The organism is Flavobacterium sp. PMTSA4 (assembly GCF_032098525.1).
GTDB classification, from domain to species: Bacteria; Bacteroidota; Bacteroidia; order Flavobacteriales; family Flavobacteriaceae; genus Flavobacterium; species Flavobacterium capsici.
In genome coordinates this window covers 3,017,480-3,040,859 of record NZ_CP134890.1, presented here as the reverse complement: position 1 = coordinate 3,040,859, position 23,380 = coordinate 3,017,480, and the positions used below count along the sequence as shown (strand labels likewise).

At 32.2% G+C, this 23,380-nt stretch carries 28 protein-coding genes; 12 read left to right on the top strand and 16 right to left on the bottom strand.

Annotated features, from left to right (window positions below; translation table 11 throughout):
* The first annotated feature begins 99 nt into the window (after window positions 1-99).
* Complete coding sequence (locus tag RN605_RS13740) at window positions 100-939, top strand: hypothetical protein (RefSeq protein ID WP_313325662.1); 840 nt, start codon at window positions 100-102, stop codon at window positions 937-939.
* A 98-nt stretch (window positions 940-1,037) separates the two neighbouring features.
* A complete protein-coding gene (locus RN605_RS13735) occupies window positions 1,038-1,859 on the top strand; it encodes a hypothetical protein (RefSeq protein WP_313325661.1) in 822 nt (273 codons plus the stop codon).
* A gap of 29 nt (window positions 1,860-1,888) precedes the next feature.
* Here RN605_RS13735 and RN605_RS13730 read toward each other — a convergent pair whose 3' ends face one another.
* The 9 genes from RN605_RS13730 to RN605_RS13690 form a co-directional block, all read right to left on the bottom strand.
* Window positions 1,889-2,488 carry a thioredoxin family protein gene (locus RN605_RS13730; protein ID WP_313325660.1) on the bottom strand — a complete coding sequence of 200 codons (600 nt, stop codon included), beginning with the start codon at window positions 2,486-2,488 and terminating at the stop codon, window positions 1,889-1,891.
* Window positions 2,489-2,500: 12 nt separating this feature from the next.
* Entirely contained in the window at window positions 2,501-2,986 is a 486-nt protein-coding gene (locus RN605_RS13725; RefSeq protein ID WP_313325659.1) for a TlpA disulfide reductase family protein, read from the bottom strand.
* 93 nt (window positions 2,987-3,079) lie between these two features.
* On the bottom strand, window positions 3,080-3,835 hold the full coding sequence (locus RN605_RS13720) for a LytR/AlgR family response regulator transcription factor (RefSeq protein ID WP_313325658.1): 756 nt from the start codon (window positions 3,833-3,835) through the stop codon (window positions 3,080-3,082).
* 26 nt (window positions 3,836-3,861) lie between these two features.
* Complete coding sequence (locus tag RN605_RS13715; protein WP_313325656.1) at window positions 3,862-4,173, bottom strand: 2TM domain-containing protein; 312 nt, start codon at window positions 4,171-4,173, stop codon at window positions 3,862-3,864.
* 2 nt (window positions 4,174-4,175) lie between these two features.
* On the bottom strand, window positions 4,176-4,493 hold the full coding sequence (locus RN605_RS13710; RefSeq protein WP_313325654.1) for a 2TM domain-containing protein: 318 nt from the start codon (window positions 4,491-4,493) through the stop codon (window positions 4,176-4,178).
* The gene (locus RN605_RS13705; RefSeq protein WP_313325653.1) at window positions 4,484-4,825 is read right to left on the bottom strand and encodes a 2TM domain-containing protein; all 342 of its coding nucleotides are present in this window, start codon (window positions 4,823-4,825) and stop codon (window positions 4,484-4,486) included. Before RN605_RS13705 ends, RN605_RS13710 begins: the two co-directional genes overlap by 10 nt.
* Entirely contained in the window at window positions 4,816-6,165 is a 1,350-nt protein-coding gene (locus RN605_RS13700; RefSeq protein WP_313325651.1) for a 2TM domain-containing protein, read from the bottom strand. Before RN605_RS13700 ends, RN605_RS13705 begins: the two co-directional genes overlap by 10 nt.
* Window positions 6,166-6,201: 36 nt before the next feature.
* A complete protein-coding gene (locus RN605_RS13695; RefSeq protein WP_313325650.1) occupies window positions 6,202-6,825 on the bottom strand; it encodes a hypothetical protein in 624 nt (207 codons plus the stop codon).
* Window positions 6,826-7,026: 201 nt separating this feature from the next.
* Window positions 7,027-9,183: a TonB-dependent receptor gene (locus tag RN605_RS13690; protein ID WP_313325649.1), complete on the bottom strand. Its 2,157-nt coding sequence runs from the start codon at window positions 9,181-9,183 to the stop codon at window positions 7,027-7,029.
* 152 nt (window positions 9,184-9,335) lie between these two features.
* Between RN605_RS13690 and RN605_RS13685 the strand changes: the two genes are divergently transcribed.
* Window positions 9,336-10,130, top strand: a complete 795-nt coding sequence (locus RN605_RS13685; RefSeq protein ID WP_313325648.1) for a cation transporter — start codon at window positions 9,336-9,338, stop codon at window positions 10,128-10,130.
* Window positions 10,131-10,197: 67 nt separating this feature from the next.
* On the opposite strand, the gene RN605_RS13680 is transcribed toward RN605_RS13685, so the two are convergent.
* From RN605_RS13680 to RN605_RS13650, 7 genes are all read right to left on the bottom strand, one after another.
* A complete protein-coding gene (locus RN605_RS13680) occupies window positions 10,198-10,542 on the bottom strand; it encodes a cation transporter (RefSeq protein ID WP_313325647.1) in 345 nt (114 codons plus the stop codon).
* 89 nt (window positions 10,543-10,631) lie between these two features.
* Window positions 10,632-10,856 carry a hypothetical protein gene (locus RN605_RS13675; protein ID WP_313325646.1) on the bottom strand — a complete coding sequence of 75 codons (225 nt, stop codon included), beginning with the start codon at window positions 10,854-10,856 and terminating at the stop codon, window positions 10,632-10,634.
* Between the two features lie 313 nt (window positions 10,857-11,169).
* Window positions 11,170-11,613 (bottom strand): SRPBCC domain-containing protein, encoded by a 444-nt coding sequence (locus RN605_RS13670; RefSeq protein ID WP_313325644.1) that lies wholly within the window; start codon window positions 11,611-11,613, stop codon window positions 11,170-11,172.
* Window positions 11,614-11,625: 12 nt separating this feature from the next.
* Window positions 11,626-12,234, bottom strand: coding sequence for a hypothetical protein (locus tag RN605_RS13665; RefSeq protein WP_313325643.1), 609 nt, complete (start codon window positions 12,232-12,234; stop codon window positions 11,626-11,628).
* A 208-nt stretch (window positions 12,235-12,442) separates the two neighbouring features.
* Window positions 12,443-12,949 carry a hypothetical protein gene (locus RN605_RS13660; RefSeq protein ID WP_313325641.1) on the bottom strand — a complete coding sequence of 169 codons (507 nt, stop codon included), beginning with the start codon at window positions 12,947-12,949 and terminating at the stop codon, window positions 12,443-12,445.
* A gap of 150 nt (window positions 12,950-13,099) precedes the next feature.
* The gene (locus RN605_RS13655; RefSeq protein WP_313325639.1) at window positions 13,100-14,002 is read right to left on the bottom strand and encodes a carboxypeptidase-like regulatory domain-containing protein; all 903 of its coding nucleotides are present in this window, start codon (window positions 14,000-14,002) and stop codon (window positions 13,100-13,102) included.
* A 486-nt stretch (window positions 14,003-14,488) separates the two neighbouring features.
* Window positions 14,489-14,866 carry a YegP family protein gene (locus RN605_RS13650; RefSeq protein ID WP_313325638.1) on the bottom strand — a complete coding sequence of 126 codons (378 nt, stop codon included), beginning with the start codon at window positions 14,864-14,866 and terminating at the stop codon, window positions 14,489-14,491.
* Window positions 14,867-15,106: 240 nt separating this feature from the next.
* On the opposite strand from RN605_RS13650, the gene RN605_RS13645 reads away from it, so the two are divergent.
* The 9 genes from RN605_RS13645 to RN605_RS13605 all read left to right on the top strand — a co-directional run bounded on the left by RN605_RS13645 (window position 15,107) and on the right by RN605_RS13605 (window position 23,309).
* Window positions 15,107-15,406, top strand: a complete 300-nt coding sequence (locus RN605_RS13645) for a hypothetical protein (protein WP_313325637.1) — start codon at window positions 15,107-15,109, stop codon at window positions 15,404-15,406.
* 159 nt (window positions 15,407-15,565) lie between these two features.
* A complete protein-coding gene (locus RN605_RS13640; protein WP_313325636.1) occupies window positions 15,566-15,952 on the top strand; it encodes a hypothetical protein in 387 nt (128 codons plus the stop codon).
* 116 nt (window positions 15,953-16,068) lie between these two features.
* Window positions 16,069-16,608 carry an IS1096 element passenger TnpR family protein gene (locus RN605_RS13635; RefSeq protein ID WP_313325635.1) on the top strand — a complete coding sequence of 180 codons (540 nt, stop codon included), beginning with the start codon at window positions 16,069-16,071 and terminating at the stop codon, window positions 16,606-16,608.
* A 19-nt stretch (window positions 16,609-16,627) separates the two neighbouring features.
* Complete coding sequence (locus RN605_RS13630) at window positions 16,628-17,686, top strand: nucleoid-associated protein (protein ID WP_313325633.1); 1,059 nt, start codon at window positions 16,628-16,630, stop codon at window positions 17,684-17,686.
* A gap of 101 nt (window positions 17,687-17,787) precedes the next feature.
* Entirely contained in the window at window positions 17,788-19,281 is a 1,494-nt protein-coding gene (locus tag RN605_RS13625; RefSeq protein ID WP_313325631.1) for a YfcC family protein, read from the top strand.
* A gap of 23 nt (window positions 19,282-19,304) precedes the next feature.
* Window positions 19,305-21,134 carry a BamA/TamA family outer membrane protein gene (locus RN605_RS13620; protein WP_313325629.1) on the top strand — a complete coding sequence of 610 codons (1,830 nt, stop codon included), beginning with the start codon at window positions 19,305-19,307 and terminating at the stop codon, window positions 21,132-21,134.
* Window positions 21,135-21,249: 115 nt separating this feature from the next.
* Window positions 21,250-21,513, top strand: a complete 264-nt coding sequence (locus tag RN605_RS13615) for a hypothetical protein (RefSeq protein WP_313325628.1) — start codon at window positions 21,250-21,252, stop codon at window positions 21,511-21,513.
* Between the two features lie 52 nt (window positions 21,514-21,565).
* On the top strand, window positions 21,566-22,465 hold the full coding sequence (locus RN605_RS13610) for an ABC transporter ATP-binding protein (protein WP_313325627.1): 900 nt from the start codon (window positions 21,566-21,568) through the stop codon (window positions 22,463-22,465).
* Window positions 22,466-22,472: 7 nt separating this feature from the next.
* Entirely contained in the window at window positions 22,473-23,309 is an 837-nt protein-coding gene (locus tag RN605_RS13605; RefSeq protein WP_313325626.1) for an ABC transporter permease, read from the top strand.
* Window positions 23,310-23,380 lie beyond the last annotated feature (71 nt).

Genomic DNA, 23,380 nt, shown 5'->3' with positions numbered 1-23,380 from the left:
ATATGCAAAAAAAATGCGTAAATAATAATTTAAGAGTAATATTTATTTAAATTTGTAATCGATTGCATAATAATTGTAATCGATTGCATTTGTGTCTGTATGAAAAAAATAATAATCCTCTTGAACATTTTATTATTTAAAGCGATAGCTGGCAATGCTCAGGTTGGAATTAATACATCAACTCCAAATACAAATGCAGTTCTTGAATTAAATAGCCAACAAAGTAGTGGTACTTATGGAGGCTTTATACCTCCTCGAATTACATCGGCTCAAAGAGATGCAATTGCCATTACTTCTGCCGATGACGGATTAATGGCCTATGTTCATTTTCCTGATGGTAAAAGATGTCTACAAATATATAATGGTGTAAATTCTGTTTGGGAAAGTATAAATTGCATAGAGCCTATAACCGCATGGTCAGAAACCTTAGGAAATCCTGGCAGTTCAATTGACGTAACCAGCTACACTGGTTATGATAATAATGGTATTAATACTTATACTTCTGGTTCAACTACGGTGCCACAAGTTAAAGTTGTTGCTCCGTTATCTAATCTTGTTGGAGGCTCGGGTTTCGGGTATTTATTTTTTACCCAATCCTCTGATAGAGAATTTACAATAGGAAATATTAATGTTTCTGCTTATACTTCTCCTCTAACCTTGAAATTATTAATTTTCAAGGAAGCAACACCTAGTGTTGTTGCTGCTCAAGCCGCTAATGGTTCCGAACTTGTAATAGATTACTATAATTCTGCAACATCAAGTTGGACCGTTGTTACTGTTACTGATCTTCCAACTGGTTCTGGAACTGAAAATATATGGTATGCAAGAACTTTATCAGCTACTGTTCCAAATACAATTACAAAAATAAGATTCACAAGAACAACAGCTTCAGGTGGTCCGGTATATAGAATTGATGATATTAAGTTAATAAAACCCTAAATCAAATATTAAATTAAGTATAAAAGCCTCGATAACCTCATACTTTATGATGTAAAATAATAATTAAAAAACAGTATTAATTGATTACACTGTCAAAAATGAAAAAAGTATTAGTCTTATTAAACATTTTAGTATTCGTTGTTACCATCAATGCCCAGGTAGGAATAAATACGTCTACTCCAAGTTCAAACTCAGTATTAGAACTGAACAGTCAATTTAGCAATGGAAATTATGGTGGTTTTATGCCTCCACGTATAACTGAAGCCCAACGCAATTCAATTCCAGTTACTACTGCAGATGATGGATTAATAGCTTACGTAAGCTTTCCCAATGGAGACAGATGTTTACAACTATATGATGCAGTAGGTTCTACATGGGTAAGTATAAAATGCATCACAACTCCTGTAATTCCTGTAACTGTTTTCTTTGAACCGGTTAATAGTGTAACTAGTAGTCAACTAGTTACTGCTTACACGGGTTATTCAAACACTGCCCCTATTGCATTTACAAAACCATATTATAGTACAGCAGCATCAGTAAACAATAATTCACCTTCAGATGCTACAATCAGTACTGCATCTGGAACTGGAAATTTTTATTTACAAAGTGGTGCTAATAGATCTTTTGGTATTACAGGAATAGATTTAAGTTCATATACAGGTACTTTTACTTTGTCAATTTTGGTATTTAAATCAACAACAACATCAACGGGATCTGAACTTGTAATTGAATATAATAATGGCACATCGTTAGTTCCTCTAAGTATTACTGACCTTCCAACTGGTGCCGGAACAGATAATATGTGGTATGAGAGAACATTAGCCACAAATATTACAAACATTACTGAACTTCGATTTTCAGTACCAAGCAGCAATGGAACCACATTTAGAATAGATGATATTAAAATAACGAATCCATAAAAAAAGTCCCGATTGAATCGGGACTTTTTTTATTTCTTTACTTTAATCGTACATCCAATTGCTTTGGTAGTTTCTGGTGAAGGTGCTTTTCCTTTTTCTAAAGCGGCTATTGCATTTTCAAGATACTTTTCTTTAACATTATTTGCATCATCCACATTATCATCAATAGCGCCAATATATTTTACAATATGATTTTTATCTAATAAAAAAACATGTGGTGTTTTTGTAGCACCATATTGTGGATAGATTTTTTGCCCTTCATCAAATAAATATGGAAAAGCAAAACCTTTTTCTTTAGCACGAACTTTCATCAATTCAAAACTGTCTTCAGGTTGTGCTGCTGGATCATTAGGATTGATGGCTAATAAAACATAACCTTGTGGTTTGTATTTTTTTGCTAAAGCATTAATTCTATCTTCATATTTTACTGCAAAAGGACAATGATTACATGTGAAAACCACAATAAACCCTTTAGCATCTTTATAATCTGCCATACTATACATTTTACCGTCAACTGATTTTAGTTTAAAATCAGTTGCTTTATCTCCAGGTTTATAACCACTTGATGGAGCAACTATTCCTATCAATATTGAAGAAATAATAACCGAAAAAAAGGAAAAAATTTTCATGATATTTTGTTTTTAGATGTTGTTTAAAGCATTAACGAATTCTTGTAATTCTTTGGCGGAAGCAAATTCTTCTTCTTTGAAAAGACTTTTATTTCCTTTTATTAAAAGTGTAGCTGGAATCGAACCTGACCAGTTTTCATCGACTTTATTGAGCCAGTTGTTATAATCTTTATCAGTCAGCGCAACAATTTGCGAACTATACTTTTTCTTTTCTATAAACTTTTTAAGTTTTGTGTCGATTTGATTCTTAAAATCTAAACTAACCAATAGTATTTTTACTTTCTGATTCTTTGTGTTTTGATAAAGAGTTTCAAAATGTGGCAATTCTTTCACGCATGGTGCACACCAAGTTGCCCAAAAATTAACCACATACAAAGTTTCACTATCTGTAATTAATTCTTTTTTCAAAGACTCATAATTATCGTAGACTTTTAACTCTTGGGATTGAGCTAAAAAGAAAGAAGTGAAAATTAAAATATTGGTGTAAATTTTTGTCATGCTTTAAAAAAGTTCTCAACGAATGTAAAAATTATCATTGGGAAACTTATGTTAATTAACATAACATTAAAGAGATTTAATGATTTTATAATGTTACTCGAGCCATTCTTTGAACTCATTAACTCGCTCTCTAGCAACAATTACCTCATCGTCTTTATAGGTTGGAAGTATTACTTTTAATCTAGAATTACTGTGTAATTGGATTTCTTTTATAGCTTTTAACGGAATGATAAACTTCCTTGAAACTCTGTAAAAATCATCCGGATTAAGTTCAGATTCTAATTGTTCTAAAGTGCCATCTAACAAGTAATCTCTGTTATCTAAAGTATGAATATAGGTTCCTTTATTTTCACTGTAAAAACATTCTATCTCTTCTACAGGAATCATTTTTAGTTGCTGACCTACTTTGATAGTAAATCTTTTTTTGTATTCACGTTCTGCTGGATTAACCAACATTTTTTTTATCATTTCAAAGTCTAAAGAAAGATTGGACGCCGAATTATTTCTTGCTTTAAATTTAGAAATAGCTGTTTCTAAATCTTCTTCATCAATGGGTTTCAATAAATAATCAATGGAATTTAATTTGAAAGCACGCAAAGCATATTCATCATAAGCCGTCGTGAAAATCACAGCACTTTTAATATCGATAGCCTCAAAAATTTCAAACGATAACCCATCCGAAAGTTGAATATCCAAAAAAATTAAATCGGGATGCGGATTGTTGTTAAACCAATTTATAGCTTCTTCTACCGAATGCAGTAAATGATTAACCTGTAATCCTAGTTTTTCAACTTTACGTTGCAATAATCTTGCTGCTGGCTTTTCGTCTTCAATAATAATGATGTTCATGGTTTATAGTTTGTGATTTAATAGATTTATTCCCATTTGTTATCGCTCTTTTGTTTTTCCATCAATTCTTTTATCTTTCTTTCTTCCCAATCTTTACCCAAAAACCAAGTTGGCATAAAAACCGATAATCCATGTGCCAAAACACCTATTCCCCAAAAGATTGGCGTACTGAAAAGTCTTAATCCAAAGAAATCCTCATTTGGCCCAAGATTTTGATAATTGACAATGAACAGAGCAATGTTTATCACAATATAAACCATCAAATGCGTATAAAATCCTTTGATTCTTTTAACTCTTTTAAGAGCTGTTTGATATTTTATGTCGTCTAAATTCTCCATGATTATTCGTATTTACTTCTTTTGTTTTTTTCCTCGTCCATGTATTCTTTTATCTTTTGCTCTTCCCAATTTTTACCCAAAAAAGGTGTATAGTTAAAAGCTTTCATTCCGTGAAAAATCAAACCAATTCCCCAACCAGCCATTGACCAAAGAAACCATAAATACTGAGGCGAATATCTTAAATTAATAAAAATCAAACCTATCATTACGATGATATAAGTAAACAAATGAGTATAAAATCCTTTTATTTCTTGCACTTGTTTGTGTGCTTTTTGATATTTTTCGTAGTCGTTATTAAACTGTTCCATGATTATTGCCATTTTGTAGTTTTTGATTGTTCTTCATCCATCATTTCTTTAATTTTTTGTTGTTCCCATTTGGTTCCAAAAAATCGCTCTCTAAAAAATAGTTTTACCGCTTTTATACCAACAATGAATGTCCAAATCCACATGAAAAACTCATTGATAAAATTAATTGGCCAAAAATTAATAGGCAATCCAAAATACCTTTTCCCTATGTAAAGCGCTACTGCTATAGAGTAAATTAACACATGAATATAAAATCTTTTTAATTCATGAACTCGCATTCTTGCATTGTCAAGTTCTATATTTCCCGATGGTTCAAAATAGTTTCTTCTCATGATTAATTCCATTTTTGATTAGACTTGTTATCTTTATTCATGATTTCCTGGATTTTCTTTTCTTCCCATGATTTTCCAAAACCAAAAGTTTCTAAAGCATGAAAGGTTAAACCTAAACCCCAACCTAACATTGGGAACCAAAACCATTGAAAACTTGTAGTTCTCAAATTGATAAAGATTAGTAAAGGAATAACGCAACAATAGGAAATCAGGTTGCTGTAAAATCCTCTTAGTTTTTCTACTCGTTCTTTGGCTTTCATGTAAGCCATATTTTCGTTGTATTTATTTTGTGATTCCATGATGACGATTTGTTTGGTTAATATTGGAATTTTAATTCGGAAGAAATCTGCGGTTTCTTCCACCAATACTTTGCGTTCCGAAAGTAATCCGTAGCGGTTGACGATGTTCTGCAGTCCTACACCTTTTCGTTCTTGGAGTACTTCTTTCTTCTGCAAATTATTTTCTACAATCAGATAATTATCCTCTATATAAATTTTAATTCTAAGTGGTTTGTTCTCGCTAACGATGTTGTGTTTAATAGTATTTTCAAGTAATAATTGCAACGATAACGGAACTACTTTGGCGTCGGGATTTATAAAATCGGTTGGTACTTCATAGCTGATACTGTTTTCAAAACGCATTTTTAAAAGGTTCATATACGTTTTGGCAAAACTCAATTCTTCTTCTACCGAAACCAGTTCTTTGTCTTTTTGTTCCAACACATAGCGGTATATTTTTGACAACGAAGTGGTAAACTTTTGAGCATTCTCTGGGTTTTCTTCTATCAATGAACTCAATACATTCAAACTATTGAATAGAAAGTGTGGATCAATCTGATTTTTTAAACTCTCAAACTTTGCGGAAGCCGTTCCTGCTATTACTTTTTGTTCTTTTAGCTTATTCTCCTGCGATTTTTTATAGAAATAAATCAGGTGAAAAATCAATGTTATTACAATGGTTATAAGCAAAGAAACAATGTAGTATCTGAATCGCTCTTTTTGTATAAATTCACTAAAAGATGTTCCTTCTATCATTACTCTGGTTACAATTCGCAAACCAAAAATCCCCAACATCGTTAACGATATTCCACCTAATGCACCAATTAACAATCGGTATTTAGTATACTTTTTCCAAACTACAATGTTGTTTAAATAATGAAAGAACGTTCCGTTAATAAACGTTAATGTCACTCCATAAAGCAAATAATACCCTAATTCTACTTTTAGTTTTTCATCAAAAACCAATTCTCTTCCAAAGATGCATTCAATAGTTATCAATACTGCCGCAATGATAAAACTAATTACAATCCCGGTAATAATAGTTTTGAATATATATTGAATGACTTTTTGCATGATGATTATCCTATTATTTGATTACAATTTACAAAATTACTTTTTACAATTTGCCAAAGTTTCTTTAGCTCTGTCTAATCCCCAGTTAGGATAAAAAGGAACATCTGATTTAAAGCTTTCAAATAATCCAATTGAACGCTCTACTTCTTTGCATAATGCTTTTACGTCTGCACCACTCCATTGTGCACCACCAATTTCAAAATCAGCTTTAGAGAAAACTACTCTAGGATTTTCTGGTGCAATCATTTTAGCTTTAGTATAAACTTCCATCACTTTTGGCGAATATTTCATTCCGTTAGTCATTGGATCTTGTACTATCATTACCGTATAAATTAACCCTTGTACAACCATTAATTCAGGATTGTTTGGACTAATTAATGAAGCTTCGTCTACAGCTCTTTGGGCTTTATCTAACAAGGCGTTCACTTTGTCTTTATTGGCTGGATTAAATCCTGCTGTGGTATTAATCATTGCCACATAGTAGTTAGGCAACCAGTTTGTTTTTTCTACCGCTGCAATGCGTTCCATTAAAGCCGAAGCTTCTGTTGTTTTTCCTTCTCCCCAAAGTCCTAAGGCTTTAGACATGTTTTCTTCATATTTTGTTTGTGCTCCAACTAATGAAGAAATAACTAATGCAATGATGGTGATAATTTTTGTCATGATGTTTTGGTTTTAATGTTGTTATTTGATGATTGAAACGTTGTTTTTAATTTCTGATGTAAAATTAGTTCGGTTGGCTCACTCCTAAAATTTATACTTACCGAATTGTTGTTTTTGATGGATGAATTGTTTTTTTACAGTTTAGAAGTTTAAAAGTTAATCCCTTCTAAACTCATAACCTTATAACCTCTTAACCTTCTTCTACAAATTATTCAACTGATTGTCTTTTTTGTTATCACTGATAGTCCAAAAGAACCCAACAAAGAAAAACTGATCTGCCGTTGGTCTTATAGCTCTGCGGTCATACATTCCGTTGGCATTAGGTGTGTTGGCATATTCATACCCAAATACATTTTGCGTAGCCAATACATTCGATGCCGAGAAATATAATATCTTTTGCTGACTGATTAAATAAGCCCAACCCAAACTCAAATTATTATATCCTTTGGTTTTACTGCCCAAATAAGTACTTTCATTCGGATTGTTATAAGGTCTTCCAGTCGAAAAACTATTGGTGATGCTTACCTGCGATTTCCATTTGTTTATCCACCATTTACCAACTACTGATAAACTTTGGTCGGCCACAAAACTTGGCGTTGCTTCCGTTGGAAAGTTTTTATAATCTCTTTTGGTATCAATAAACGAATAAGAAACCCAATACTCTAAATTCTTAATCGATTTGTTATCTCTCCAAAAAATATCCAACCCTTTCGCATATCCTGTTCCGTTGTTGTTATATACAGTCACAGGTGCTCCACTTGCATCATTGTATTTCACCAAATCGGCATAGTCTTTAAAATAAACCTCAGCTCTGAAGGTTTGTCGGTCTTTGTTATACTGATAGTTCAAGATGTAATGGTCGGCTCTTTCACTCGATAAATAGTCTGCAAATTTCAAATAATCTTGTCTTGGCGCTTGCGAAAACATTCCATAAGCCAACGAGAATTGTCCCGCTTTCGATACTTTGTAACCTACCGAAAGTCTTGGTGTAAATACAGTTTCGTTTAAGTAATCGTTGTTCGAAATTCTTCCGCCTACTTTCATCGCCAGTTTTCTCGAAAAAAATACGTCTGTTTCTACATAAGCTGCTGCAATATTAGCATCATAACCATAATCATAGCGTGCTAAATCACTCGAATTTTGAAAATACTCATCAAACTTAGTAATGAAATAATCCGCACCAAAAGTCAGTTTGATTCTATCGGTCAACGCCTTGTTTACCTTTACTTTCAAATGGTTCGAGTTTTCTACATTAAACACTTTCCCCGAATAGATGTTAATATCATTTTGCCCATAACCATACGCCAAACCGGTAAACAATTTCCACTGATTGCCTAAGTTCCCTTTATACGAAGCATTCAGATAAAAATTGTTATTGTTCAAATCTACTCTTCGTGGCGAAGGTTGATTGATGCTTTCCTGATTAATATCAAACTCCGAAGCATCAAAAGCCGCATAAAGTTTAAAAATCCCGTTATTAAATGTATGACGATACACCGCTTCTCCCGAAAGCGAGTGAAAAGGTTTGTTCCACGAAACATTTTGAGGAATCAGTTTTTGATAAGGCGCCAGGTCAATATAAGCCGTGTTAAACGTCAACGAATTGTTTTTCCATACTTGCGTATTCGCCAAGCCAAGCCCAACAGTCATTAGCGAAATATCCGTTTTCTCTTCCGTAGCTTCATCAGTAGTATTCAACAACAACACACTCGATAACGCTTCGCCATACTCTGCCGAATAACCACCCGTTGAAAACGACATACCGCTAAACAAAAAAGGCGAAAATCGTCCGCGTGTTGGCACATTTGCTGTGGTTGAACCATACGGTTGCGCTACTCTGATGCCATCCACAAACGTTTGAGTTTCATCAGCTTCACCACCACGAACAAACAACCTTCCATCTTCGCCAACGGTTTGTGTTCCTGGTAAGGTTTGCAACGCTGCTACAATGTTAGCATTCGAACCTGCCGTAGTCACAATATCCAATGGTTTCAACACCGAAACTCTTGCCTTTTCACCAGCATCAAATGTTCCCGCCGTAATGATAACCGTATCCAGCGTATTCATGCTTTCGCGTAACGCAAAGGTTTTATCCTTGCAATTAGCCACATCAATAGGCATTTTCAAATCCTCATAGGTAATCATGGTTATCACCAGCGTTTGTGTTCCTGTTTCGGTAGTGGTAAAGCTAAACTTCCCGTTTTCGTCAGTCGTGGCGCCGTCATACGTTCCGTCTATATAAATGTTGGCTCCTGCCAGTGGTCGGTTCTTTTGGTCAACCACAATACCCGAAATTTCAGTTTGTGCAAACGTTATAAAACTACAAGCAAAGAATAAAAAAGAATAAAAAGTTTTCATGGTTTTGAATTTTGATAGCACAAAGTTGCTTCAAACCCTAAAACTATAAAATTTAACATTACCGAATTGTTGTTTTTTCGGGATGAGTTGTCATGCTGCTAAAAATCAAATTCATTATATTTGAATAACGCTTTAAGGCATTCACTATTCAAATGGAAAAAACAATATTTGAAATCAGTAAAATGGACTGTCCTTCCGAGGAGCAACTCATCCGCATTAAGTTAGGCAGCATTTCAAGTATCTTTCATTTAGAGTTCGACATTCCTAACAGAAAGCTAACCGTCATTCACAACAACAACCTCAACCTGATTGAAAAATCACTACACGAACTCAATTTAGGCACGCAAAAAATCAGTTCCGAACCTACCGAATTCACAAAAACTAACGACAACACTTCGCAAAGAAAAGTACTGCTCATAGCACTCTACATCAACATTGCTTTTTTTGTAATCGAAATAACAACAGGCTTTTTCTCAAAATCAATCGGACTCGTTGCCGACAGTTTAGACATGCTTGCCGATGGTTTTGTATACGGAATCAGTCTTTTTGCCGTTGGTGGTAGCATGCTCAAAAAGAAACAAATTGTTCGAATGGCGGGCTATTTTCAACTAACCCTGGCCGTTATCGGATTTGCAGAAGTCTTCCGCCGTTTCATTGGTCAGGAACCAATGCCAAATTTCAAAACCATGATTGTGGTTTCCATTTTCGCTTTTATTGCCAATGGCGTTTGTTTATACCTCCTTCAAAAATCAAAAGGAAAAGAAGAAGTCCACATGCAGGCAAGCCTCATCTTTACATCAAACGATGTCATTATCAATCTGGGAGTCATCACCGCAGGACTTTTAGTCCATTGGCTTCACTCAGGACTACCCGATTTAATCATTGGAGCCATAGTATTTGTAGTGGTAATTGGCGGCGCTTTTCGTATATTAAAACTGAGCAAATAAATATAAAGCAACTTCAAAGTTCCGTAGGAACGACAATATTGATAGGTAGGTATTTCAATGCCTGCTACTAAGCCTTTTTACAGCAATCGTCTAATTTTTCATAAGCTGTTTCATCGGCTTTTATTTCATCGGCATCAAATCCTAATTTCGAAATAGCCGTTTTTATAGCTTGCAAATCCGTTTTTTGAGCATTAAAATAAACGGTTATAGTCATTTTTTCTTCATCAATTTCAAATGTCTTTAACCCTTTTATTTTATATAAGTTAGCTTGAAAATTTTTACCACATGTTTCACATTCCTTACAGTGGTCACAATTAAAAACTGTCTGAATAACAGCTTTTTGATTCTTCTTTACTTGCCCCGAAACCGAAAAAGACAACAAAGCAAAAACCAATAAAATAAAATTTTTCATCTTCTCTTTTTTTCAAATATAATAAAAAACATCCTGTTTTATATTGCTGATAAAAGGAAGATTACATGAAGTCAATCTAAAACTATTACTTAAGATGAAACCACTAAAACATGTGTCCACTTAAGAAAAAGAACAACCACAGCAGTTACCCCAAAGCTACACAAGAAAAGCAACTTCCAGTAATGCGTTCGTGTGCCAAAGGTTTTCCACATTTTTTCACCGCTTTCCTGAATTGATTTTTTGAGGGTTAATTTTGCTAACAAAAAAGTTACTACAGCAAAAATTAAAATAGATACTATCCAAAAAGTCGTCATGGTTATATATTTTTGAGAATATCAAAGATACGTTATTTATTAAAATCCAAACGTATCCTATTGACAAAAAGCATTGCATAATAGACATAAAAACCCATGCAATGCAAAGCGCAGCTTTGCTAACCTTTTGCGCCAGTGTAGAGTTTAAAATTCGTAAAGAAATTGCGAATCCTTGTAGCAATTTTAGAATTTTAAAATCGGTTTTGGCTCGCCAAAAACACCTTCGCAAAAGTGTCCTTTTTTTGATTCGTTTTTTTGGACAAGCAAAAAAAAGAATGTAAAAAAACATTTTATAATATTAATACAGCAATAATCAACCTACCTTCAAAAGTTCTCGCTCCAGTCTATCAAAGTTCTCCTCATTCTTAGGCGTAGCAAAACCTTTAATCTTGTTGCATTCCTCAGCAGAGTCAAAAATCATTCGAAAAGAAATCTCCGTTCGGGCATCATCCAGTTTTTTAAACCCAACCTCCATAGCAAACAAAGGCTTCGATTTCCGTTGCCAAGCCACCAACTCCATCGGCACAACAGTCGTAAACACCGAGGCATTTTCATAATGACCAACTTCCGGTCCGTGCATCGTCAGTATCCAGTTGCCACCCGGTTTTAAGTCAAACTCATGAATAGTATTCGTAAAACCTTCAGGTCCCCACCAATCCTTCAAATGCTCCACCTCAGCAAAAGCCCGATACACCTTCTCAACAGAAAATTCCAAAACCCTAGAACTGTATATTTCGCAATCTGTGTTTGTATTCATAGCCTTCTAAACTTAGTTTTTATTCAATTCATTTTTTATTACATATAAAAAATCTCCAACAGTATCCTGCTTATTTTTATATCGAATCATTTCAAAATGATTAGCATCATTAAACCCTTTCGAAGGTTTTATAACTGCGAATTCAAAAAAATCATCTTCCTCCAACCCATGTACAATATCATTAAAAAAGATAGTATCATTTTTAATTCTATAATTCCCAGTAACTTCACTTATCCCAAAACAAACAACCCTTTCTTTAAACCTATTATTTTCTTTCAGTTTCAGAATAGTCATGCAGTTAGCCACACCTTCTCTTTGAGCAATTAAAACGGCTTTGCTCTCAAAACTTTCAAAATTAATTATCCCTTTTGGTTTAAAAAAAGTAAGAACTAGTAAAGTACACATCAATCCAATAGTTAAATTTTTGTTTCTATCTTTAAAATTATCTTTTATTAAAAAATAGAATTGCTGCAGCAATGCAAAACATAGCACTAAAAAAACTAAAATTAAAATTATAAAAACTGGGAGCGCCAAAGAACCAAATTTCCCCATCCAAAAGTAACTTGTGTTCACTACAAGAAATAATAAAACGGTCAATGTTAACCAAAGTTTACTTTTCATTTGTCTTTACTTATTTATCTGGCTACCCAAAGTCTCTGTACTTTAAGCTAACTTCCACCAAATCTAATCAATTCCATTCTCATAAAAAAGGGGGAAATCCCCCTAATTTTAAAAACTTACCATTAACTTGTCCTGCTGACAAAGGAAGCATCGCATAACGCTGATTAAAACGAGCTATTGCGGAAACCTGTGTTAGCAGTAGTTTGTTTTAATCGAGACCAAAATATGTTGTCATTACTGTTTGAGATTTATTTTCGATACAAACAAAACTAAAAAAATAAGTCCAAAAATTTGGATAAGGAATCAGAGCCGGCCTAATTGTTTCTAGATTTATAAAATAGAATTCGCCTTCGATTAAATTCAATTCTTGTAAAATGACTTCAACTTCTTTGAAATTAGTTTTGAAAACTGGTAAATCAACTCCCCAATCTTCATCTTCCCAATATTTCTCGACTGCTTCTTTCAATCCATTAAAATTTGTTTTTTGAAAATCACTTTCCATTAACTTGTTACTGTCTAAAGGTCCAAATTCATCTACATTCCGCTTTATTAAATCGTTAAGACCTTTGTCAAATTTTGCAGAAAGTAAACTGTGTTTTAAAATTTCTATGAGATTTATATCAGTCTCGTCTGCTTTAAAAATGTTGAATGAATAAAATCCCAGATAATTGGTTTTATCAATTTTAAAGAAATGTTGTATTTGGTTAAATTTCATTCAAAGTTGTGTTTAACAAATTACCGCTAACTTATATATACCCGCTACTCACTAGCGTAATACCTTCCAAATATAATCAATCCCATTCTCATAAAAAAGGGGGAAATCCCCCTAATTTTAAAAAATCATTCGCTAATTACTAAATTCGCTTTAATTCGCTAATTGCTTCATCACAACCTCAACCTCAAACCGCGTACCTTTATAAAAAACCATTTCAACAACAGTAGTTTCATAACCCGGTCGGCTAAACACAAACTCATAAACACCATTCTCCATATGCTTCAAATAAAAACCACCACTTGCCGCAACCCTGCGTTTAAAATTCAACTTCTTGCATTCCATCGTTACCTTCCCAATGCGTTCCCCAGCATCATCAACCACCGCACCTCTAGCACTCATTTCTACAAAAGCAGGCTTATCAATACGTTTCGCAATCACAAACTCCTTTACAAAATCAGGATAATCCTTTTTCTTCGTCTTACTCAAAATAAACATCTTTTTCAAAAACTCACTCGCCTCTTCAAACTTCTCTTTTAACTGCTCCGTAGCAAATTTTTTATCCTGAATTCCCGCTTTTGGCTTCGGAATAGTTAACTCAAACAAATCAATCTTTGCCTGAAAATCAGTCAAAACACCACTCGTAATTCCATATGTTGCCAATTCTGTTACATACTCTAATGCCTTATCATGAATAATCTGGCAACACGTTTTACAAGCAGTATCTGCCATTTGCAACAAAACATTTTTAGTATACTTCACTTCATTAAAAAGCAAAAAGTTATTCTCATAATTAGCATAAGCCATCACTTTCGATGCAATATCATCCGCATCAAAACACAAGCTATCTCTAACATAAATTTTCTCCAAACGGTTACCTTTTCGGTTAAGCATCTGGTTACCCGTCAATACATTAATCTCGTTAATTTTTAACAAAAACTTGTCAAATAACGTTTCAAAATTTGGCATTGAAGCCAATATTGCAGCAAGCGTACCTTGAATAAACTGCGCAAAAACAATAAACATCGAAAGCTTTCTTTCTTGATAAGATGTCATAATAATTAATTTAAAAGTTAGTATTATTTTTTACAGATAATCTTACAGCAAATTAATATAATAAAATCTAAACAATTGATATTCAATGCATAAAATTTTAAGAAATCCCTTAATTTTTATGAATTATTTATTTTAAAAACATTCTTTTTAACAAAACAGCAAAAAAGACATTAAAACACATATTAAAAATAAAAAACTTACAAAAAAAGTAGTGAGAGACGCGTGCATGGTAGTGAGAGACGCATGCATGGTAGTGAGAGAAGCATACTTGGCAGTGAGAGAAGCATACTTGGCAGTGAGAGAAGCATACTTGGCAGTGAGAGAAGCATGCATGGCAGTGAGAGAAGCATACTTGACAGTAAGAGAAACATACTTGACAGTAAGAGAAGCATGCATAGCAGTGAGAGACGAATGCTAACAAGTGAGAGAAGCGTATTAGTAAGTGAGAGAAGCCTTCTCACAAACAAGCAACAAATAAAACCCTTACTACTCCTGTTCTTCAGCAAAAACACCTTCCGAATCAGGGAACACAAACTCATTTTCAGAAAAATCTAATGTCTCCGAGTTAGGCAAATGCTCCATCAAGCTAGTAATCCCTTTTTGAAATAAAAGTTCCGTAGAAAATTTTCGGCTGGTAGCCAACACCAAGCCATCTTTAGCCAGGCGAAAAAAGTATTTCCCAGCAGCATTCTTATTACGAGTAAACGTAAACTGACCAATATTCTCCTGAATAGCCGCTATCATCTTCTCACAATCCGATTTATTTTTACAACCAATGCTCGTAAAAATGGTTTTCCCTCGTCGAGTTGCAAAAATGAATTTATAATCGCCATTCAATCGCTTACTGATTACAAATGCTCCCATAAATAAAAGTCCTTTTTCTAAAACACCCTGAAACTCAAAAAAATCAGTTTTTGAAGCTTCAAGATTTCGGTTTTTTCAAATCTAAACAAATTAAAAGAATCATAAAACCTTTTAATTTGCCTCCCGAAATTGTTATTAACCTCAGCCCAACTTATTGAACTAATTAAAAGATATTTAGAAAAATAAAACTTGTTGAAAAAAATGTAATTTAGTGTTTTATTTAAACCTTTGAATCTAACATTGAAAGCAAAACTTTTAAACCTAGGATTAATAATAACCTCATTAATGGGTTACCTTCAATGGGGAAAAGGAAACAGTTCGTTCCTTTTTGAAGCTGAACTTGAAGTAATACAAAAACTATTTACTAATCCACAATCAGCAGTACATCCTTTTACATTGCTACCACTACTTGGGCAAATCCTTTTACTGTTTACTTTGTTTCAAAAACAAGTAAGCAAAACATTAACCATCATTGGATTAAGTTGTCTTTCATTGTTATTGGCACTAATGTTTGTAATTGGACTAATGACTTTGAACTAAAAGATTATTGCATCTACCATTCCTTTTATATCAATAAGTATCTTGACGATAAGGCATCTTAGAACTAAATTAACTAATAAGTAGAAAAACAAATCAATAAACAGCTATTTTTCCAAAAAAATTAGTAACATTGCAATACCAATTTTAAAAACAAACATTATGAAAACGATAAAAACTCTTTTAGTAGTTGTAATTTTAGCTCTTGGTTCTCAAGCTAATGCTCAAAAAATACTTGACAAATGGGAAGAATTAAACAACGTAAATCAAATAGTAACAAAAATAAATTATATAGCAAATGAAGGACGTTATGATTTAATTCCTGAGTATGCTACTATACTTGAAACATATACTGCAAAATTAGATGTTAAAACAATTGAAGCATATGGTTTTAAAGGAGTTTCTGAATCTATCAATAATTTAAAGACTCAAGCAACAGCTCTAAACACTAATGCAAGATTAAAAACCTCAAAAGAGGAAATCAAAAATAATCTCGACAGTTTTAATCAAACACTGACCACGTTAATCGGTCAATGCAAATTAGAATAAAAATTCACCTAGCTACGGCTAGGTTTTTTTTTGAAAATACTTTTCAACAAATCCATTTTCGCAATTTCATTTTGACAATTATATTTTACCTTTGCTAGCTCAAAAAATAATAGATTATGATTTATAAGTTTAGAGCTATTCTCGATGCTGAAGAAGATGTTTTTAGAGATATAGCGATTGATGAAAACGATACTCTAGAAGATTTACATAATGCTATAGTTAACGCATTTGGCTTTGACGGAATGGAAGTAGCTTCATTTTACACTTGCGACGATACTTGGAATCAAGAAGATGAAATCCCAATGTTTGATTCGGGTGATGTTCCTGGTGAACAAAAAATAATGAGCGACTTTGCTTTGAATGATTTACTATATGATAATCAAACCAAAATCATCTATGTGTATGATTTTATCAATATGTGGACTTTCTTAGTAGAACTAGCTGCTATTGAAGAAGCTCAACCCGGAGAAACGTATCCAGCATTATTATTTTCTCACGGAGAATTGCCTGCTGAAGCTATTGAGAAAAAATTTGAAGCCGATAACGATGATGATTTTTATTCTGAATTTGAAGACGATTTAGATGATGATGATTTAGACATGTTTGGTGGTGATGACAGCTTTGAAGACTACGGATTTGAGGAAAATTGGAATTAATAAAACTTATAAAAAATAAATGATCAATCTTTTTAACGCTCATATCGAGAGTTTATCTATTCACCGAGTTGGAAACAAAAGCAGAAACGAAGCCATTTTCCTTTCGGAACAACCTTATAATTTAAATGACGAAATTGTTCCTTTGTTAAAGGAATATTTTTTCAAACCTTTCAGAGAAAAAGAGGAAAACTATTTTCAATTTGCTCATGATGTTGATTTGGAATACAACGATATGTTCAATTTGGCAACAGAGATATTCACTAATCCAAGTGAAGCTCATGCTGTTTCTAAAAAAATAACGCAACACCTTTTTGAACAATCCAATCATCCTCATATTAAAAACGGTGAAGTTTATGTTGCCTATATCACTAACATATCAATAGACAACAATGTAGTTGATGCTATTGGTGTTTTTAAAAGCGAAATCAAAACCGATTTCATGCAGTTTGAAGAAAAAGGAAAAACTCTTGAAATGATTTTGCAACAAGGAATCAACCTGAATAAACAAGACAAAGGATGCTTGATTTTTAATTACAAAAAAGAAGAAGGTTATAAAATTCTAACGGTTGATAGCAATCGATATGATGCACGTTATTGGTTAGAACATTTCCTTTCGGTTGATGCTTTTCAGGATGAAAACTTCTTCACTAAAAAGTACTTAAAGTTTTGTCAAGGTTTTGCAAAAGACGTTGTACTTCCTGCCGAAGATAAAAAAGAAGAAGTTTTATTTATGAATCGTTCTGTGAATTATTTTGCCAAGAACGATGAATTTGAAGAAAGCAAATTCTTGAATGAAGTAGTAAACAATCCAGACTTAATACCTGAATTTAAAAACTACAAAGCTGATAAAGGCGAAAAATACAGTATTGAAGATTTAACAAGTTTTCCAATTGCTAATGCTGCAGTAACCGATGCTCGAAAATCGATAAAAAATGTTATCAATCTTGATACTAACATTCAAATCAAACTGGATTTCATTAATCCTGAAAGTGCTGAAAAATTTGTAGAAAAAGGTTGGGACGAAGAAAAACAAATGTATTATTACTTAGTTTATTTCAACAAAGAACAAAAAAGTTAAGTAATAAATTCTCAAAATAAATTAAACCTCAAAAAACACTTTTGAGGTTTTTTTCTGTGCTTTCATTAAATTGATTAAATTGCTCTTTTATTAAAACTTTCATGAAAAAAATAAAATTCCCTTCTGCACAAACCATTTTATTGCTTATTGCTGCTTTGGTTACGTTGCTAACTTGGATAGTTCCGGCAGGAAAGTACAATCAATTATCGTATAACAAGGAAACCAAAACTTTTGCAATTATCAGCGGCGAAAACTCAAAAACAGTAGCAGGAACCGCTAAAACATTAGACAGTTTAGGAATAAAAATTCCATTAGAGAAATTCACAAATGGTGATATTTGGAAACCTATAAATATTCCCAATACATATAAAGAAGTTGATGCTAAACCTCAAGGTTTTTTTGAATTTGTAAAATCTCCAATTAAAGGAATAATTGAAGGTGCAGACATAATTTTTTTAGTTCTTTTTATTGGTGGTTTAATTGGCTTAATGAATATTACCGGTGCTTTTGACGCTGGAATTTCATGGTTAGCAAAAGCGTTGAAAGGAAAAGAATATATTTTAATAATTCTTGTTACCGCTTTAGTTTCAATTGGTGGAACAACATTTGGTTTGGCAGAAGAAACCATTGCCTTCTATCCTATTTTAATTCCCGTTTTTCTTGCCGCAAAATATGATGCAATGGTTGCCTTAGCGTCTATTTATCTTGGTTCTAGTATCGGAACAATGTGTTCAACTACAAATCCATTTAGTGCAATTATCGCTTCTGATGCAGCAGGAATCAATTGGACTTCTGGTTTAACTAGTCGTTTCATAGCTTATGTTATTGGCACATTAATTTGTATTATTTACATCATGCGTTATGCCAAAAAAGTAAAAGATAATCCTAGTAAATCAGTCATTTTTGATCAAAAAGAACAAATAGAAAACTTATTCAAAAACAACACCGAATCAGAATTAAAACTAACATCCAGACTGCGCTTAATTCTATTTGTATTCAGCATGTGTTTTGTAGTAATGATATATGGTGTGGCTAGATTAGATTGGATGTTTACTGAAATGACAACAGTATTTTTTGTTGGTGCTATTCTCATTGGTTTCATTGCAAAAATAAAAGAAACTGTTTTTATAGATGCTTTTTTTAAAGGTGCAGGCGAACTATTAGGCGTTGCTATAATCATTGGAATTGCTCGTGGAATAACGGTAATTATGAATGACGGATTAATTAGTGATACAATGCTTTTTTATGCCAGTAACATAACCGAAGGAATGAATAAAGGATTATTTGCTAATGTTTTGTTTGTTATTTATGGCGGATTGTCATTTTTCATTCCATCATCATCAGGAATGGCCGTTTTAACCATGCCGATAATGTCTCCATTAGCCGATACTGTTGGTGTTGGTAGAGAAGTTGTAGTTGATTGTTATCAATATGGAATGGGTTTATTTTCGTTCATTAGTCCAACTGGCTTGATTCTTGCTTCTTTAGCAATTGTAAAAGTTGGTTATGATAAATGGTTAAAATTTGTGATGCCTTTGGTATACTTACTTTTCATTTTTTCCGTTATTATACTAACTGTTTCTGTTTATTTTTAGAAATTTAATTGTTTTCAATTGCTATGAAAATTAAGTTAGTTGTATTTTGTTTTATGATTTCCTTAATCATACCTACTTGCTATGGTCAAGAAGGCAAGTCAACTAATAAAGATTCCATCAAAGTTTATAAAAATATAGAAAACTATTCGCGAAAGACTAAATTCGGAAAGTTTGTTCACAAACTTTTGTTTCGTTCAACACGAAAAAAAACAAGTAAAAGAAAAGTAAAAACTATTAATCGAAATTATGAAAAAAACGAAGGAAAAATTATTCGTAACATAATCATTGAAACGCTTGATCCTTTTGGTTTTTCTGCAGAAGACAAAAATCAAACCGCTGAAAAAGGTTTTGAAAAATTTGGAAACAATATTCATATCAAAACAAAAAAATGGACCATTAGAAATCAATTGCTTTTTAAGAAAAATGATATCTTAGATTCAATTGTATTGAAAGAATCAGAGCGTTTAATAAGAAGCCGAAGGTATGTTAGAAGTGTTGTTATTCTTCCCGTAGCAATACCAAAAAACAAGGATTCTGTTGATGTTTCAATTCGCGTTTTAGATTCATGGAGTTTAATTCCTACTGGCGCTATTTCTGAAAGTAGTGGAAATTTAGAAATTACCGAACGAAACTTTTTTGGACTAGGTCATGAATTTGAAAACAACTTTATTAGAGATTTTGATGAAGAAGAAAATGGTTACAGCGCTAGATATAGTATAACTAACGTTAAAAACACATTCATCAATACTACTTTCAGGTATCAAAATTCAATTAGAAATGATATTACCAAAAGTGTTCGTGTTGAACGTAAATTCTTTTCTCCATTAACACGATTGGCTGGTGGTATTTTCTTTGAAAACAGGTCATTTAAAGATTCGTTGCCTGATTTTCAAAACGATTTTAAAACATTTGATTTTAAAAATGAAAATTGTGAATTATGGTTTGGTCATTCAATCCAACTTTTCAAAGGAAAGTCTTTTGATTTCAGAACTACAAATTTAGTAACCACCATTGGTTATAATAAAATATGTTATATCAAAAATCCAGATGAAATTTATGACCCAAATCGTTTTTTTTCTAATGAAGAATGGCTTTTGGGTAGTATCGGATTAAACACAAGAAAGTTTACACAAGACAAATATCTTTTCAATTTTGGAATAATTGAAGATATTCCATACGGAAAAGCTTATGCAATTACTGGTGGTTTTCGAAATAAAAACAATTCCAAAAGAGCTTATTTTGGAGGTCGATTTTCTTATGGATTATACTATGGATTTGGATACCTTGGAACCAATGTAGAATGGGGAAGTTTATTCAATAATGGAAAAACGGAAGAAACAACTTTTAAAGTTGATGCACTATATTTTACTCCACTATTGAATATTGGAGAATGGAAATTAAGACAATTTGTGAATTCTGGTCTTGTTGTTGGCGCTAATAGAGTTAATATTATTAAAGATAGAATTTCATTAAACGACCAAAATGGCTTTTCTGGTTTTAGAAATCCTTTATTTAATGGAACTCGAAAAATGAGCGTGGCACTTCAAACCCAAACTTATGCTCCAGGAAATTGGCATGGCTTTCACTTTAGTCCTTTTACAAATGTTACTTTTGGATTACTTGGTAATGAAAGCAATAAGTTTTTTAATAACAAATTATATTCTAAATTTAGTTTGGGTGTTCTGATTAATAATGATTATTTAGTGTTTAATAGTTTTCAAATATCTTTTTCATATTATCCAACAATTCCATTTGAAGGCTCATCTATTTTCAAAACTAACACCTTGAAAAACGATGACTTATCGATACCAAATTATGAAATTGGCCAACCTTCAATTGTTAATTTTAAATAAATATATTGTAAGTTTATATCACTTTTTATGTTAAATAAGCGCATTTCAACGATTATTTTATACATTTTATAGATAGTTTTCTAATTTTAAGGATGTAACTTAAAAACTTACCATTATGAAAACGAACTACTTAGAAGAAAAAAGCTTTACTAAAAATTTACTTTGTACTTTGTTTGGGCATCATTATGTAGAAGTAAAAAAAGTAAACAATCATTTCAAAGAATATGAATGTACACATTGCAAATTGCAAGTAACAAATGATAACAAAGGGAACAAAATTGTACTTACTTCAGAATTAAAAGACATCAATAAAACGTTATCCTATCTACATTTAAAAAGACAATTTCTTTCACATTTTTACTTTTCAAGAAATAAATAGTAACATTTAAAGGTTTCATTCGTCCTACAAATAAACCTTTAAACCACTACTCTTGGAAACACCTATTCTTTCAATCAAAAATCTTCACAAAAGGTATGGGAAAGTTCATGCCGTAAATGACGTTTCACTCGAAATTCAAAAAGGAAATGTTTATGGAATATTGGGACCAAATGGTTCTGGTAAATCAACTACGCTTGGTATTGTTTTAAATGTTGTCAATAAAACTTCGGGAGAATATTCATGGTTTGGCGGAACACAAGAAACTCATGAAGCATTAAAAAAAGTTGGTGCAATCATAGAAAGACCTAATTTTTATCCCTACATGACAGCCAAAGAAAATCTAGAATTGGTTTGTAAAATTAAAGGTATAAACTATTCTAAAATTGAAGAAAAGCTGGAAATTGTTGGGCTTACAGACAGAAAAAACAGTAAATTCAAAACCTATTCGCTAGGAATGAAACAACGTTTAGCAATTGCTTCTGCATTACTAAATGACCCAGAAATTTTAATTCTTGATGAACCAACCAATGGTTTAGATCCACAAGGAATTATTCAAATTAGAGATATTATTCGATTAATTGCATCTCAAGGAACGACTATACTATTAGCATCACATTTATTAGATGAAGTCGAAAAAGTATGCAGTCATGTTTTGGTTTTGCGTTTTGGAAAAATTTTATACAATGGAAAAGTTGACGAAATGACTACTAAAGGTGGTTATTTTGAATTACAATCAAATTCAAATGATAGATTAATTGATTTGATTAAAAATAACTTCTCAGTTGAAAAAATTTCTGAAAATGATGGTAAAGTAATTGTTCATTTCAATCAAGAAGTTGAAGCATCAAATCTTAATAAGTTTTTGATTCAACAAAATATCTATCTCAGTCATTTGGTGAAAAGAAAATCGAGTTTAGAAGAACAATTTTTAGAATTAACAAATAACAATTAATCAAATCATGAAAAGACTTCTTTCTATAGAACTTCAAAAAATTTGGAAAAATCGCTCAAGTAAAATACTGACTATTAGTTATTTTGTGATTCTTTCTTTTATCGCTTTGATAGCATCAATCAAATTTGATTTAGGAAATTTCAAACTGCATTTTGCTGAAATGGGAATTTTTAATTTCCCTTTTATTTGGCATTTTAATACTTACATAGCTTCTTTATTAAAAGTTTTTTTAGCAATTATTATTGTTTCAATGATGGCAAATGAATATAGTTATGGCACTTTAAAACAAAACCTAATAGATGGAATGAGTAAAAAAGAATTCGTTCTTTCAAAGTTCATTACTGTCTTATTCTTTGCTTTTGTTTCTACATTCTTTGTTTTTATAATGTCTTTAATTTTAGGTTACAGTTTCTCTTCTTATGATGAATTTGGAATTGTTTTTTCTGATTTAGACTATTTACTGGCATACTTTGTAAAACTTGTAGGTTTCTTTTCTTTTTGCTTGTTTTTAGGTGTTTTGATAAAACGTTCAGCTTTTGCCATAGGATTTTTATTTGTTTGGTTTATTGGCGAAACCATCACAAGATTATTACTTACCTACGATATTTTTCCAAAAAGCAAAACAGCAGGTCAAATCACTCAATTTTTTCCACTTGAATCTATGAGTAACTTAATTGTTGAACCTTTTTCACGATTGTCTGTAATCAAAAACATTCAAGAAACCATTGGCGAGAACAATATCAAAGATTATGACGTTCATCTAACATCTATTCTGATAGTTTTTGCATGGACAACAATATTTATTTTTTGTTCATACTTACTTATCAAAAAAAGAGATTTATAATACATTCATCAATCATTTCTTAAAGAAAACTTAAATAGAAAAATTTCTGATTTAAGTTTTCTTTTTATTTG